General features: G+C 65.5%; 12 protein-coding genes and 1 tRNA gene. 5 read left to right on the top strand and 8 right to left on the bottom strand.

Translation table 11 applies throughout. The features are described 5' to 3' along the window. The first annotated feature begins 171 nt into the window (after nucleotides 1-171). The 3 genes from clpX (at nucleotide 172) to RX330_RS18000 (ending at nucleotide 4,666) form a co-directional block, all read left to right on the top strand. Nucleotides 172-1,443 carry an ATP-dependent Clp protease ATP-binding subunit ClpX gene (gene clpX / locus RX330_RS17990; protein WP_091965274.1) on the top strand — a complete coding sequence of 424 codons (1,272 nt, stop codon included), beginning with the start codon at nucleotides 172-174 and terminating at the stop codon, nucleotides 1,441-1,443. A 320-nt stretch (nucleotides 1,444-1,763) separates the two neighbouring features. Next, entirely contained in the window at nucleotides 1,764-4,187 is a 2,424-nt protein-coding gene (lon, locus tag RX330_RS17995; RefSeq protein WP_212089847.1) for an endopeptidase La, read from the top strand. Nucleotides 4,188-4,261: 74 nt separating this feature from the next. Then, a complete protein-coding gene (locus tag RX330_RS18000) occupies nucleotides 4,262-4,666 on the top strand; it encodes a GFA family protein (RefSeq protein WP_317243834.1) in 405 nt (134 codons plus the stop codon). Between the two features lie 142 nt (nucleotides 4,667-4,808). On the opposite strand, the gene RX330_RS18005 is transcribed toward RX330_RS18000, so the two are convergent. Together RX330_RS18005 and RX330_RS18010 are read right to left on the bottom strand one after the other, a co-directional pair. Beyond that, a tRNA-Val gene (locus RX330_RS18005) sits at nucleotides 4,809-4,885 on the bottom strand. A gap of 142 nt (nucleotides 4,886-5,027) precedes the next feature. After that, nucleotides 5,028-5,390, bottom strand: coding sequence for a hypothetical protein (locus RX330_RS18010; protein WP_317243835.1), 363 nt, complete (start codon nucleotides 5,388-5,390; stop codon nucleotides 5,028-5,030). Nucleotides 5,391-5,689: 299 nt separating this feature from the next. Here RX330_RS18010 and RX330_RS18015 point away from each other — a divergent pair, with 299 nt between their 5' ends. Further along, nucleotides 5,690-6,550, top strand: coding sequence for a class I SAM-dependent methyltransferase (locus RX330_RS18015; protein ID WP_317243836.1), 861 nt, complete (start codon nucleotides 5,690-5,692; stop codon nucleotides 6,548-6,550). A 128-nt stretch (nucleotides 6,551-6,678) separates the two neighbouring features. On the opposite strand, the gene RX330_RS18020 is transcribed toward RX330_RS18015, so the two are convergent. The 6 genes from RX330_RS18020 to RX330_RS18045 form a co-directional block, all read right to left on the bottom strand. Next, nucleotides 6,679-7,659, bottom strand: a complete 981-nt coding sequence (locus RX330_RS18020; RefSeq protein ID WP_212089874.1) for a cation diffusion facilitator family transporter — start codon at nucleotides 7,657-7,659, stop codon at nucleotides 6,679-6,681. Nucleotides 7,660-7,661: 2 nt separating this feature from the next. After that, a complete protein-coding gene (locus tag RX330_RS18025) occupies nucleotides 7,662-10,880 on the bottom strand; it encodes an efflux RND transporter permease subunit (protein WP_317243837.1) in 3,219 nt (1,072 codons plus the stop codon). Then, nucleotides 10,873-11,850, bottom strand: coding sequence for a divalent metal ion exporter adaptor subunit IhpB (ihpB, locus tag RX330_RS18030; protein WP_317243838.1), 978 nt, complete (start codon nucleotides 11,848-11,850; stop codon nucleotides 10,873-10,875). Before ihpB ends, RX330_RS18025 begins: the two co-directional genes overlap by 8 nt. Next, nucleotides 11,847-13,121 carry a divalent metal ion exporter subunit IhpA gene (ihpA, locus tag RX330_RS18035; RefSeq protein WP_317243839.1) on the bottom strand — a complete coding sequence of 425 codons (1,275 nt, stop codon included), beginning with the start codon at nucleotides 13,119-13,121 and terminating at the stop codon, nucleotides 11,847-11,849. The genes ihpB and ihpA overlap by 4 nt, the downstream gene beginning before the upstream one ends. Nucleotides 13,122-13,175: 54 nt before the next feature. Then, on the bottom strand, nucleotides 13,176-13,538 hold the full coding sequence (locus tag RX330_RS18040; protein WP_317243840.1) for a hypothetical protein: 363 nt from the start codon (nucleotides 13,536-13,538) through the stop codon (nucleotides 13,176-13,178). A 117-nt stretch (nucleotides 13,539-13,655) separates the two neighbouring features. Continuing rightward, nucleotides 13,656-13,898, bottom strand: coding sequence for a hypothetical protein (locus tag RX330_RS18045; RefSeq protein WP_212090464.1), 243 nt, complete (start codon nucleotides 13,896-13,898; stop codon nucleotides 13,656-13,658). 386 nt (nucleotides 13,899-14,284) lie between these two features. Between RX330_RS18045 and RX330_RS18050 the strand changes: the two genes are divergently transcribed. Beyond that, the gene (locus RX330_RS18050; RefSeq protein WP_317239311.1) at nucleotides 14,285-15,142 is read left to right on the top strand and encodes a hypothetical protein; all 858 of its coding nucleotides are present in this window, start codon (nucleotides 14,285-14,287) and stop codon (nucleotides 15,140-15,142) included. Nucleotides 15,143-15,161 lie beyond the last annotated feature (19 nt).

A 15,161-nucleotide genomic window follows, 5' to 3' on the forward strand; every position in this document is an offset into this window, starting at 1 on the left:
TACGATTGATCGGCTATGATCGCGGAGAATCGAGCGGCCGTGATTCGCACGGTGTGTAACGCGTAGGGTCTTTTTTGGTACGGAATTTGCTCTACTTAAGCTTCATGCCGGCCTTCGTGTCGGAATGGAGCGATCGAGCGGAACGGGATCGAACCGCGGACGGAGACATGAATGAGTAAGGTCGGCACGAGCGACTCCAAGAACACGCTATATTGCTCGTTCTGCGGCAAGAGCCAGCACGAAGTCCGCAAACTGATCGCGGGTCCCACGGTCTTCATCTGCGACGAGTGCGTCGAGCTCTGCATGGACATCATCCGCGAGGAGAACAAATCCTCGCTGGTCAAGTCGCGCGACGGCATTCCGACGCCGAAGGAAATCTGCAAGGTCCTGGACGATTACGTGATCGGCCAGAGCCATGCGAAGAAGGTCCTGTCGGTCGCGGTGCACAATCACTACAAGCGCCTCAACCACCAGACCAAGCACAACGACGTCGAGCTCGCGAAGTCGAACATCCTCCTGATCGGTCCGACCGGTTCGGGCAAGACGCTGCTCGCGCAGACGCTCGCCCGGATCCTGGACGTGCCGTTCACGATGGCGGATGCGACGACCCTGACCGAAGCCGGCTATGTCGGCGAGGACGTCGAGAACATCATCCTGAAGCTGCTTCAGGCCGCCGACTACAATGTCGAGCGTGCCCAGCGCGGCATCGTCTACATCGACGAAATCGACAAGATCAGCCGCAAGTCCGACAACCCCTCGATCACGCGCGACGTGTCGGGTGAGGGCGTGCAGCAGGCGCTGCTCAAGATCATGGAAGGCACGGTGGCTTCGGTCCCGCCGCAGGGCGGCCGCAAGCATCCGCAGCAGGAGTTCCTGCAGGTGGACACCACCAACATCCTGTTCATCTGCGGCGGCGCGTTCGCCGGCCTCGAGAAGATCATCTCGGCACGCGGACGGTCGACCTCGATCGGTTTCGCGGCCCAGGTGATGGCGCCGGAAGATCGCCGGACCGGCGAGATCTTCCGTCACGTCGAGCCCGAGGATCTCCTGAAGTACGGCCTCATCCCCGAATTCGTCGGCCGTCTGCCCGTCGTGGCGACGCTCGAGGATCTCGACGAGGCCTCGCTGAAGAAGATCCTCACCGAGCCGAAGAACGCGCTGGTGAAGCAGTACCAGCGGCTGTTCGAGATGGAGAACATCGAGCTGACCTTCGCCGACGAGGCGCTTGGCGCGGTTGCCCGCAAGGCGATCGAGCGCAAGACCGGCGCGCGCGGCCTGCGGTCGATCCTCGAGGCGATCCTGCTCGAGACCATGTTCGACCTGCCGGGCCTGGAAGGTGTGGAAGAAGTCGTGATCTCCCGCGAAGTCGTGGAAGGAACGGCGCGTCCGCTCTACATCTACGCCGATCGGTCCGATCGCGCCGTCGAGAACGCCAGCGCCTGATCTGGCGGCCGGAACGCTGCAATTGTATCCCCAAGTCGGGCTGCGGAAGTGTATCTCCGCAGCCGGTGTTGCGTCGCTTACCGCGTTGCGTAAGCGCCTGATGGCGCGTGTTTTTCGATGACTTGACACCCCCCGGGTCGATAGCCACCTAATGTCGGCGGCGAGCGAAAATTCTCTTCCAGATTCGCCTCAGTTCCGATCCGGCGAGCCGGTCCAACTCGTAGAGGACCGACCGGCCTTGCGGATCAATTCGGCACCTTGTGGCGGTTGCGCATGATCAGCGGGCTGCGTGCGAGGGGGTAAAGCAAAAGGAAAAGGCCATGACTAATCCAAAACCCCGGCCAACCATCGTTCATGGCGAAACGCACGCCTATCCCGTGCTGCCGCTGCGCGACATCGTCGTGTTCCCGCACATGATCGTTCCGCTCTTCGTCGGCCGCGAGAAGTCGATCCGCGCGCTCGAAGAGGTGATGAAGAACGATGCGCTGATCATGCTCGCGACGCAGAAGAACGCGTCCGACGATGATCCGGCGCCCGATGCCATTTACGAGACCGGTACGCTCGCCAGCGTGCTGCAGCTCTTGAAGCTTCCCGACGGCACCGTGAAGGTGCTGGTCGAAGGGCTCGAGCGTGCGCGCGTTCAGAAGTACACCGATCGCGCCGACTATTACGAAGCCACCGCCATTGCACTCGCCGACACCGATGCGAAGTCGGTCGAGGCCGAAGCGATGGCACGCTCGGTCGTGTCCGACTTCGAGAGCTATGTGAAGCTCAACAAGAAGATCTCGGCCGAGGTCGTCGGCGTCGTGCAGGCGATCACCGATTTCGCCAAGCTCGCCGACACCGTTGCCTCGCATCTCGCCGTCAAGATCGCCGACCGCCAGGGCATCCTGGAGACGCTGTCGGTCACCACGCGCCTGGAGAAGGTGCTGGGCCTGATGGAGAGCGAGATCTCGGTGCTGCAGGTCGAGAAGCGGATCCGCTCGCGTGTCAAGCGCCAGATGGAGAAGACCCAGCGCGAGTATTATCTCAACGAGCAGATGAAGGCGATCCAGAAGGAGCTCGGCGACGACGACGGTCGCGACGAGCTCGCCGATCTCGAAGAGAAGATCTCCAAGACCAAGCTTTCCAAGGAAGCGCGCGAGAAGGCGCAGCATGAATTGAAGAAGCTGCGCCAGATGTCGCCGATGTCCGCGGAAGCGACCGTCGTGCGCAACTATCTGGATTGGCTGCTGTCGATCCCGTGGAATAAGAAGTCCAAGGTGAAGAAGGACCTGGAGCAGGCGCAAGCCATCCTGGACTCCGATCACTACGGGCTGGAGAAGGTCAAGGAGCGCATTGTCGAGTATCTCGCCGTGCAGTCGCGTGCCAACAAGCTGACCGGACCGATCCTGTGCCTCGTCGGACCTCCCGGCGTCGGCAAGACCTCGCTCGGCAAGTCGATCGCGAAGGCGACGGGGCGCGAATTCGTGCGCGTCTCGCTCGGCGGCGTGCGCGACGAGGCCGAGATCCGCGGTCACCGCCGCACCTATATCGGCTCGATGCCCGGCAAGATCATCCAGTCGATGCGCAAGGCCAAGTCGTCCAATCCGCTGTTCCTGCTGGACGAGATCGACAAGATGGGCGCCGATTTCCGCGGCGATCCGTCCTCCGCCTTGCTCGAGGTCCTCGACCCCGAGCAGAACGGGACGTTCAACGACCACTATCTCGAGGTCGACTACGATCTGTCCAACGTGATGTTCATCACCACCGCGAATACGCTCAATATTCCGGGCCCCCTGATGGACCGCATGGAGATCATCCGGATCGCGGGCTACACCGAGAACGAGAAGGTCGAGATCTCGCGCAAGCATCTGATCCCGAACGCGGTGTCCAAGCACGGTCTGGATTCCAAGGAGTTCGCGATCGACGACGACGCGCTGCTGCTTCTGATCCGCCGCTACACCCGCGAAGCGGGCGTGCGTAACCTGGAGCGTGAGCTTTCGACACTCGCCCGCAAGGCGGTGAAGGAGCTGATGATCTCCAAGAAGAAGTCGGTCAAGGTCACCGAGAAGACTCTGGAAGAGCTGCTCGGCGTGCCGAAGTACCGCTTCGGCGAGATCGAGAGCGAGCCGCAGGTCGGTATCGTCACCGGCCTTGCCTGGACCGATGTCGGCGGTGAGCTGCTGACCATCGAAGGCGTCATGATGCCCGGCAAGGGCAAGATGACGGTCACGGGCAATCTGCGTGACGTGATGAAGGAGTCGATCTCGGCGGCGGCGTCCTATGTCCGCTCGCGCGCGATCAACTATGGCATCGAGCCGCCGATGTTCGATCGACGCGACATCCACGTGCACGTGCCGGAAGGCGCGACGCCGAAGGACGGTCCGTCCGCGGGTGTCGCCATGGCCACCGCGATCATCTCGGTCATGACCGGCATCCCGGTCCGCCACGATGTCGCGATGACCGGCGAGATCACGCTGCGCGGCCGCGTGCTGCCGATCGGCGGCCTGAAGGAGAAGCTGCTGGCTGCGGCCCGCGGCGGCATCAAGACGGTGCTGATCCCCGAGGACAACGCCAAGGATCTCACGGAGATTTCCGATGCGATCAAGGGCGGCATGGAGATCATCCCGGTCTCGCGCCTCGACGACGTCGTCGCCAAGGCGCTGGTGAAGAAGCCTGTGCCGATCGTCTGGGAAGAGGACACCAAGGTGACGGTGAAGCCGGACGGCGATGAAGCCGCCGGCGGCCTGACCGCTCACTGAGATCGCAGTTCGGAATGATGATAAAACGGCGCCTTCGGGCGCCGTTTTTTTATGGGGGCAGGGAGACGAGGGCGATGCAAGTCGACGGGCGATGCCATTGCGGGACAATCACCTTCGAGGCCGAGGTCGATCCGGAGGCGGTTTCGGTCTGCCACTGCACCGACTGCCAGGCGCTGACCGGCTCGCCGTTCCGGGTGACGGCCGTCTGCACCAGGGACGACGTCCGCCTGACCGGCGGCACGCCAAGAATCTACGGCAAACGCGGTGACAACGGCCGGATGCGCTTCCAGCACTTCTGCGCGGACTGCGGTTCCCCGCTGTTCACCAGCGGCGAGGGCGATCAGGCGGACGATTGGGGGATCCGCTGGGGCTCGATCCGCCAGCGTGACAAGCTGCGGCCGGTGAGGCAGATCTGGTGCCAGTCCGCAGCAGTGTGGATCGATGCCGTGCCGCTGCTGCCAGGAAGGCCAGGGGATTGAGGTGGGCTTGTCGAGCCAGGCTCGCGGCGGCAGCAGCCCGCCTACGCCCGTTGGGCTTCGGCGCGGCAGCCTTCGCTTGCTTCGCGCTCATGACCTTGCGGTGCTGGCTTGCCGAGCCGCAGTTCGCGAAGCGAGCGAAGGCTGGTGGGCGGTCACGGATTCGAACCGCGGACCCTCTCGGTGTAAACGAGATGCTCTAACCAGCTGAGCTAACCGCCCAAGTGCGCCTCTTTAGCGCCCCGGCGGGTGACGAAGCAAGAGCCGAGCACGGGCGAACTGGCCCCAATCGGCGGCTTGGTCACAGTTCTCCCGCTGGCGGCGAACTGCCCTGCAGCAGGCCCGGTGCAGGGCAATTCCCTTGTCAGGCCGTCTTGGTGAACATCGTCAGAACCCCGTCGGCGATGTTGATCGCGACGACTTGTGACGAACTCAAGCCCTTGGCCTTGAGCACGGACGCTGCCTCCGGCGTGGCGTCGATGGACTGCCGGAGCGACTGGATGTCTTGATCGGTTGTGTGCGCCACGAGTTCATCGACTTTCGCCCGCACGGCCGGCTGCAATTCCTTGACGTCGACAACCTGTATGCTCCGGATCACCGTGCTGGACTGTGTCGACGACTGTTCCTCGCCGGGTTGCGACGATGCGCCCTGTGCCTGCACCAGAGCCGGTGTTCCGAGCGAGAGAGCTGCAATGATGACGGATGCCGTGAAGCTGCGCATGGTCATGCCTTTCCAGTTTGAGGAACGGCGAACCTATCGAGGAAATCTGGTTGGCATCTGATTCCGATGTGTCCGTTCGGTGAAACCAATGCGGCCGTAATGCGCAGGCACGAGATCGGCTGCTTCGGGTCTGGAGGCATTTATGGCAAGGGGGCTGGCTGGGCCCGCAGCGTCGCGTAGGAGACCGGCGCAGCCAGCTCCGGTTCCGGGAAGGGGTGCGCCGGACATCCCAACGTGATATCGCCGGTGTGCGGTTGTAGAACCGCGACGGACGGGCATCGCGAAAGGGAATGACCGGAGACATCATGCAACAGCCCAGCGGACATGAGCAAAACGCCGACCAGATCGCCTATTGGAACGGCCCGGGCGGGCAGCGCTGGGCCGATCGCCATGCGGTCCAGGAGAAGTTGCTCGGGCCTATCGCCGAGGTGCTAATCGACCGCGCCAAGCCCGGGCCGGGCGAGCGCGTGATCGACGTCGGCTGCGGCTCCGGTGCGACGACGTTCGCGTTCGCGAAGGCAGTGGCGCCCGACGGGTTCGCGCTCGGCCTCGACGTCTCTGAGCCGATGCTGTCCCAGGCGCGTTCGCTGGCGCCGAAAGGCTTGCCGATCGATTTCGTGCTGGCGGATGCGACGGTTCATCCGTTCGAGCCGGCGAGCTATGATCTGCTCGCCTCGCGTTTCGGCGTGATGTTCTTCGCCGATCCCGTTGCGTCCTTCACCAATCTCCGCCGCGCGCTGAAGCCGACCGGTAGGCTCGCCTTCGTCTGCTGGCGCGAGCCGAAGGAAAATCCCTGGATGATGGCGCCGCTGATGGCGGTCTACAAACACGTGCCCAAAATGCCGCCGGTCGGGCCGGAGGAGCCGGGCCCGTTCGCATTCGCCTCGGAAGAGCGTGTGATGCGAATTCTCAAAGGCGCAGGCTTCACAGGCGTGGCGATGGAGCCGCATGATCTCGCGATGGACGTTGCCATCGGCGGCGGCCTCGATGCAGCCGTGGACGGCGCTCTCCAGATCGGCCCCGCCAGCCGCGCACTCCAGGGCCATCCGCCGGAGACATATGAAGCTGCCAAGGCTTCGATCCGCGAGGCGCTCGCACCGTTCCTGAAGGGGCAGAGCGTGGCGCTCCAGGGCGCGATTTGGATCGTGACGGCAAAGGCTGGGTAGGGCACCGCGCTCTCTCCGCGTCATTGCGAGGAGCGCGTGCGACGAAAGCAGTCCAGAGTCCCTCCGCGGCGACAGTCTGGATTGCTTCGCTGCGCTCGCGATGACGACGTGGACGGGGCTGTGCCGCCTCAAACCACATCATCGGGCGCCAGCGCGCAGCCGTTGTCGGGATGCGTTTCCACCTGAAGCGTGGTGTGGCCGATGCGGTAGGCGGTCTTCAGCATCTGCGCCGTCTCCATCAGGAACGCATCGCCGGTGCCGGCGGGCATGACGAGGTGGCAGGTCAGCGCCGTCTCGGTGGTCGAGATCGGCCAGACGTGGAGATCGTGGATCGCCGAGACACCGGGCCGCGCGAGCAGGAACGCCCTGATCGCGGCGAGGTCGGTGCCCTTGGGCGCTGCTGCCATCGACATGTCGATGGAGCCGCGCAAGAGGCTGGTCGTGCTCCAGAGGATGGTGGCGCAGATGACGAGGCTGGTGACGGGGTCGAGCCAGAGCCAGCCGGTCCAGATGATCAGCGCGGCGGAGACCACGACGCCGAGCGAGACCGCGGCGTCGGCGGCCATGTGCAGGTACGCGCCTTCGATGTTGATGTCGTCCTTGCGCCCGCTCGCGAACAGCAGGGCCGTGAAACCATTGATCAGGATGCCGATGCCGGCGACCACCATCACGGTCACGCCTGCGACCGGCTCCGGCTCGCGCAGGCGCAAAATCGCCTCCCAGCCGATCGCGCCGGTTGCGACCAGCAGGAACACCGCATTGGCCAGCGCCGCCAGGATGGTGGAGGCGCGAAAGCCGTAGGTGAAGCGGCCGCTCGGCGCCCGCCGCGCCGCGATCGAGGCGCCCCAGGCCACGACTAGGCCGAGCACGTCGGACAGGTTGTGGCCGGCGTCCGCGAGGAGGGCGGTGGAGTTGCCGATATAGCCGTAGACCGCTTCGGCCACGACCAGCGCGATGTTGAGCGAAATGCCGATCGCGAAGGCCTTGCCGAAATTCGCGGGCGCGTGGACATGCGAGTGATCATGGCCATGACTGTGGTCGTGACCATGACCATGCGTATGGTCGCCATGATCATGGTGGTGATGACCGTGGTGGTCGTGGCCGGCCAATCCTAACGCTCCCGGGAAGTCGCCAAATCAGACGCCATTGTAGGCGTTTCACTTGCCCCGTCACGGCGGAACAGCATGTAGAGCGCCGGCAGCACCAGCAATGTCAGCACCGTCGAGGAGAGGATGCCGCCGATCACCACGGTCGCAAGCGGCCGCTGCACCTCGGCGCCGGCGCCGGTGGCGAGCGCCATCGGCACGAAGCCCAGTGAGGCGACGAGGGCCGTCATCAAGACCGGCCGCAGCCGCGTCAGCGCTCCCTCGCGCACGGCATCCACGACGGAATGCCCCTCGCTGCGCAGGCGCTCGATGAAGGCGATGATGACGAGGCCATTGAGCACGGCGACGCCCGACAGGGCGATGAAGCCGACACCGGCGCTGATGGACAGCGGGATGTCGCGCAGCAGCAGCGCCGCAACGCCGCCGGTCAGCGCCAGTGGCACGCCGGAGAACACCAGCGCCGCATCCGCCGCCGATCCCATCGCCATGAACAACAGCAGGAACACCAGCAGCAGCGCCACCGGCACCACGATCGTCAGCCGTTTGGTCGCCGAGACCAGCTGCTCGAACTGCCCGCCCCAGCCGATCCAATAGCCGGGCGGCAGCTTGACCTTCTCCGCCACCGCCGCTTCCGCCTCGGACACGAAGGAGCCGAGGTCGCGCGCGCGGACATTGGCCGTGACGACGATCCGCCGCTTGCCGTTCTCGCGGCTGATCTGGTTCGGACCGGGCGTCGCATCGACGGTCGCAACCGAGGACAGGGGCACATAGCGCATCTGGGTGAGCGGGGAGGTGGCCAGTGCCGTTCGAACGGCAGCGCCGGAGCCGGCCTCCTCACCGGGCGGCAGCGGGATCGGGATGGCCCTGATGGCCTCGAGATTGCCGCGCAAATGCTCGGGCAGGCGCACGACGATGTCGAAGCGGCGATCGCCCTCGAACAGCTTGCCGGCCGACTTGCCGCCGACCGCGATCTCGACGATGCCCTGCACCTCGCTGATGCTGAGCCCGTAGCGGGCGAGCGCCTGGCGGTCGAGCCGGACGGTGAGGATCGGCAGGCCCGCGACCTGCTCGATCTTGACATCGCTGGCGCCGCGGATGCCGCGAATTGCGGCCTCGACCTGCTTTGCAGCCCCTTGCAGGATGTCGAGATCGTCGCCGAAGATCTTGACGCCGACATCGGTGCGCACGCCGGAGATCAGTTCGTTGACACGGAACTGGATCGGCTGGGAGATTTCATAGGCGCTGCCGGGAATCTCGTCAGCGGCATGCTCGATGGCCTCGATCACCTCGGATTTCGACTTGTCCGGGTCGGGCCATTCGGCGCGCGGCTTCAGCATGACGTAGCCGTCGGTCTGCGCCGGCGACATCGGATCGGTCGCGATCTCCGCGGTGCCGATGCGGGTGAAGAACTCCTTCACCTCAGGGATCCGCACGATGCGCTTTTCCAGTGCCTTCTGCAGGTCCAGCGATTGGGTGAGGCTGGTGCCGGGAATCCGGATCGAGGCCAATGCGACGTCGCCTTCGTCCAGGCTCGGAATGAACTCGCCGCCCATGCGCGAGGCGGCGATGCCGCTTGCGACCACGATGACGACGGCCATCATGGCGACGGCGGCCCGGTTGTCGATGGCAAACCGAAGCAGGGGGAGATAGGCGCGCTTCGCCGCCCGCATGAACAGGTTTTCGTGCTCGGACACCTTGCCGGTGACGAAGATGGCAACGGCCGCCGGCACGAAGGTGACGGAGAACAGCACGGCGGCGCCGAGCGCCATCAGCACGGTCAGCGCCATCGGCGTGAACATCTTGCCTTCGACGCCGGTCAGCGTCAGCACCGGCAGGTAGACCACCGCGATGATCAGCGTTCCGAACAGGCTCGGCTTGATGACGTCGCTCGACCCGCGCAGGATCGCGCGCAGTCGTTCGGGCGTCGTCAGCAGCCCGCCTTTCTCGCGCTGGGCGGCGGCCAGCATGCGCAGGCAGTTCTCGACGATGATCACGGCGCCATCGACGATGATGCCGAAGTCGATCGCGCCCAGGCTCATGAGGTTGGCGCTGACCTTGGTCTCGACCATGCCGGTGATGGTCAGGGCCATGGACAGGGGGATGACGCAGGCCGTGACCAGCGCGGCACGGATGTTGCCGAGGATCAGGAACAACACGGCCACGACCAGCGCCGCGCCTTCCAGCAAATTGTTCTGGACCGTGCGGATGGTGGCCTCGACCAGATCGGTGCGGTCGTAGACGGTCCGCGTCACGATGCCCTCGGGCAGCGATTTGCCGATGTCCTCCAGGCGGGCTGCGACGCGGCGCGCCACGCTGCGGCTGTTCTCGCCGATCAGCAGCATGGCGGTGCCGAGCACGGTCTCCTCGCCGTTCCACGTCGCCGCTCCCGTGCGAAGATCGCGGCCCTCTCTCACGCTCGCGACGTCCCTGATCCGGACGGGATTGCCGCCGCGCGAGCCGATGACGATGTCCTGGATCTCGCTGACATTGCCGACCTGGCCCGGCGAGCGAACCAGATATTGCTCGCCGTTGCGCTCGATATAGCCGGCCCCGACATTGGCATTGTTGGCGGCGAGGGCCGTCATGACGTCGCGAAAGCCGAGCCGGTAGGCCATCAGCTTGCCCGGGTCGGGCAGGACATGGAACTGCCGCTCGAACCCGCCGATGGTGTTGACCTCGATCACCCCCGGCACGTTGCGAAGCTGCGGCCGGATGATCCAGTCCTGCACGGTGCGCAAATCGGTCAGCGAATAGTCATGGCCGCCTTGAGTCTTGGCGCCCGCCTTCGCCTCGACGGTGTACATGAAGATTTCGCCGAGCCCGGTGGAGACCGGCCCCATCGCGACCTCGATGCCCGCCGGAAGCTGGTCCTTCACCTGCTGGATGCGCTCGCCGACGAGCTGGCGGGCGAAAAAGATGTCGGTGCCGTCCTTGAAGACGACCGTCACCTGGCTGAGGCCGTAGCGCGACAGCGAACGGGTGTAGTCGAGCTTGGGCAGGCCGCCCATCGCGGTCTCGACCGGGAAGGTGATGCGCTGCTCGGTCTCCAGCGGCGAATAGCCGGGCGCGCGGGTGTTGATCTGGACCTGGACGTTGGTGATGTCGGGCACGGCGTCGATCGGAAGGCGCTGGAAATTCCAGGCGCCGAAGGCGAGGGCGCCGAGCGCGAATATGAGGACCAGCCAGCGCTGCTGCAGCGAGACGGCGATGAGGCGCTCAATCATGTTCGGCCTCGCCCTTGCCCATCTCCGCCTTCACGACGAAGCTGTTTTCGGCGACGTAGTGCTCGCCGGCCGCAAGACCGGCCTTGATCTCGACGAACCTTGGATCGGAATCGCCAAGCTCCACCGGGCGCGCCTCGATCTTGTCGCCGTCCTCGCGGACGAACACGATGGTCCGGTTCTCCAGCGTCTGGATCGCGCTGCGGCGCACGGCGACCGCGACCTCGCGGGCGGCGAGGATCAGCCGTGCCGTGACGAACAGTCCGGGGCGCAGGCGGCCGTCCGGATTTTGCAGCACCACACGGGCGAGTGCGGTCTGGGTCTCGCTCGAGCCGATCGGCGCCATGTAGGAGATCGTGCCCTTGATCTCGCCACGGCCGTCGTCGGGATCGATCAGCACCTCGTCATTGAGGCGAACGCGCCGGAGGTCCTGCCGGTAGATCGACAGATCGACCCAGATGGTGGAGAGATCGGCGACGACGAAGGCCGGCTTCTGCTCGGAAGCGTATTCGCCGAGCGAGATCTGTCGCTCGATGATGGTGCCGGCGATCGGCGCCTTCAGCTCGTAGACGGTGAGGCTCTGGTTGCTCTCGATCGCGGCGAGCAGATCGTCCTTGCCGACCTTGTCGCCGATGCGTTTCTGGATGGATTTGGCGAGGCCCGGGAAGCGCGGCGTCACCTGTACCACCGCTTCCTGGTTGGCGCGCAGGATGCCGTTGAAGGCGAGCGTGTCGGTGAGTGTCGCGCTCGCAGCCTCTGCCAGCGTGACGCCCGCGGCCGCGAGCTTGACGTCGGAGATGCGGATGCGATCGGCACCGTGCTCATCCTGCTCGACATGGTCGTTCGGCTTCTTGTGTTCCGAGTGCTCGGCATGCTCGCCGTGCGCAGGCTTGCCCGGCGCGAGCAGGGAATAGCCGTAAGCGCCGAGTACGGCGGCAAGGATGGCGACGAGAAGTGTAGAGGACGTCTTCATCGTGCGCTCTCCCGCGCCAGCGTGAAGGGGTTGCCGACGAGGCCTTCGATGGTTGCAACGCCCGCGTGGAAGTTCTGGAGTGCCTCCTGCTCCCGCAGCCGCGCCTGGGTGACGCTCGCCTGGGCGTCGAGCACCTCGAGCAAGGTGAAACGGCCCTGGCCGTAGCCTTGCGCGATCGCCTCGGACGCTTCAACGGCCTTGGGGATAGCGGTCTCGCGCAAGATCGCCAGTTCGCGCAGCGAGCCTTGCAGCGAATCGTAGGCCCGCCCGGCGATCACGATCAGCGTGTTGCGGTTGGCCTCGCGCTCGGCTTTGGTCTTGGCGAGGCTTTCCTGTGCCGAGAGGATGTTGCCCTGGTTCTGGTCGAACACGGGGATCGGCACCGAGAGGGTGAAGCGCACGGCATCGTCATTGGTCTCGTTGTAATGGCGCCAGCCGGCGGCGATCCGCACGTCGGGGTAAGGCCTGAGACGTGCCAGCAGGAGTTCAGCATTGCGCTGGGCGTACACGGCGGTCCAGCGCACCAGTTGCGGATTGGCGTCGATGGCGGCGACCACCGCCTGGAACGCGGGCGGTCGTCCCGTGGTGTCGAGCCGGCCCGAGACCTCGCCGAATTTCGCGGTGGGATCTCCCATCAGCACCGCAAGCTCGCGCCGGGCGCTGGCCAGCGTCGCCTTGAAGCGCTCGCGGTCGGCCTTCACCAGGGCAGAGGCAACCTCGGCGCGGCCGGTCTCGGCCGGCGAGGAGGCCCCAGCCTCGACGCGGCGACGCAGGAGCGGCGTCAATTGATCGATCGCGGCGATCTGCTCGTCCAGGATCTGGATGCGCCGCTGTGCGCCGAGCACGCTGAGGAAGGCGATCGCGGTCTCCGACAGCACCTCGAGCCTGACGGCCTTGCGCTGGATCGCGGCGACTTCGATGCCGGCTTGCCCGGCTGCGACCCGGGCCTCCCGCTTGCCGAACAGCTCGAAGGCCTGGCTGATCTGGAGCGTGGTCTCGGCCGATCGCGTCCCGCGATATCTGCCGGAGCCGAAGGAATCGTCCTGTTCATAGGTCAGTTCCGGATTGAGCAGCGCGCCGGCCTGGATGCGCTGTCCCGTGGCGACGCCGACGTCGCGCTCCGCCGCCGTCAGCCGCGGGCTTGCGGTCAGCGCGCGCGACAACGCGCTCCGCATCGTCAAAGTCTGGGCGTGAGACGGCGCAAGCGCCGCTCCAACAATCAGACACGCCGCCGCGCACGCCAGACGCGCAGCCATTCCCCTGCGAAACATGAAACCGACCTGTGAAGGATGAACCTATTGGGCGCCGAACGCCCGACCAATCCGTCAGGCAATATGTTTGGGAGGCGGGGAGTCGGTATCGGGGACAATTCCGGCGAGCCGGGGTGTGTGTTGCGACCTGGTGGCCGACACAAGCGCGACCGATGCGCCCGATGGCGCCGGCTGCGTCACCGTGAGCGAGAAGCAACCGTGGCAATGATGCCCGCCGACGGCCTTGTGGTCGGTGTCAGCCGGGGAGCCTTCAAGAACCGCAGCGATCTCCGAGCTGCCGCCGGGCGTGGTGACGTCGATGTCGTGCGAGCCGTGCAGCGCGCTCGCGAGCAGATAGACAACCGCGATCAGCACAGACAGCAGCCCGCGCCAATGGCGCGGACGGGAAGTTCTGCAAGGCTGCCGGTTCGCGAGCACGACGTCACTCTGGTTACGGTCTGTGCCCGGCCTAGCATGGCGACGGGAACAGTGTCGACCCGCAACATTGTTACGTCCATGGAACAATTGCCGCAGCACTGCGTCGCGGCTGCCTCTTCACTGGCGCGCGATGACGCGTCGGCGCGGGGCAGTGGCTTCGATGTCGGCCGGGACGGTCGGGTCTTGGACGTGGTTGCCATCGTAGGCTTCCACGGTGATGGCGGCACGACGACCCGCTTCCATCGCCCGCTCCAGCCATTTGATGGCTTCATCGATCCACTGATCGTGGTGTTCGGGATCGGCGAGGGCCTTCTCCCGGAATGCATCCGCCTGATGCAGGCACGCCGTTCTGCGGTCCACGCGCCGCTCCCGATCCAGAAGGTTCCGCCCCGATCGCATCTTTGATGATCCCGGGGCCGGCGTCGTTAACATAGGACAAGCGAGGAAGAGATCAGGCGCTCCAAACGCGGAAAGGCCCCAGCCCTGACCGGCTGAGGCCTTTGTGTTCACAATCTTCATCCTTGGGACTTGGACAGGTAATGCCCGCCTTGCCGGTTCGTTCCGCAACTGACACCGGATTAGGAACGTTATTCCTTCCTCCCGATTAGCGACCATAAAAAGGAGGATGGGACTATGGACGGATTGATTTATCTCATCGGCTTGATCGTCGTGATCATGGCGATCCTGTCGTTCTTCGGCCTGCGCTGAGAGGACGGCAAATGGAAACCCTCGCACGGGATAACAGGATGGAAGGCGGTGCGGCTGTCGACGACCGCCGGACCATCCAGTGGAGTTCGGTGCTCGCAGGCGCTCTCGCCGCGGGCGCAATGTCCTTCATCCTGGTCGGCTTTGGTGTTGCGGTCGGCCTCGGTGTCAGTTCGGCCTCGCCGACATGGCGCGATGCCTCGGCGGCGCTGGCGCTGCTCTCCGGGCTCTATCTGATCATCCAGGCGATCATCAGCTTCGGCGTCGGCGGCTACATCGCCGGACGGACGGCGCGACCGGCGCCTGCCCTGGCAACGGTCGAGGACGATGGCGAGCGGCGCGACGGGCTGCATGGACTGACGTCGTGGGCGCTGGCCGTGCTGGCTGGTGCGGCTCTGCTGGCGCTTCTTGGCGCTGCTGCGATCGACCGTTCGCCGGTGCGCAGCTCGGCGAGCAATACGTCCGCAGCCGAGCCTCTGTTGAGCTATGAGCTCGACAAGCTGTTCCGCGCGCCGCGCCGCGCGCCCAACACGGATCTGAGGGAAGCCCGCGCCGAAGCGGGGCGCGTCCTCATGACGTCATCCAGCCACAGCGGCGTCAGCGCCGATGACCGGACCTACCTCGTGCAGCAGGTCGCCGCGGTGACGGGGCTGGCCGCTCCCGACGCCGAGCGGCGCGTCGATGCGCTGATCGCAGACTCCCGGACGGCCATCAACCGCGCGCGGCGCAACTCGATCATCGTTGCCTTCTCGGTTGCAGCCGCGACCCTGATCGGCGCCGCGGTCGCTTGGGCGGCGGCTGTCGCCGGCGGGCGCCACCGCGATGGAGAGCCGCTGCCGAACTGGATGGCGAGCTCCAACCGTTTCCATCGCAGCCCGCGCGCGATGCCGGTGCCGTAAGCTTGTCGGGGGCGAGGAC

Origin of the sequence: Bradyrhizobium sp. NDS-1 (assembly GCF_032918005.1) — a bacterium.
In the GTDB taxonomy this organism is placed as follows: domain Bacteria; phylum Pseudomonadota; class Alphaproteobacteria; order Rhizobiales; family Xanthobacteraceae; genus Bradyrhizobium; species Bradyrhizobium tunisiense.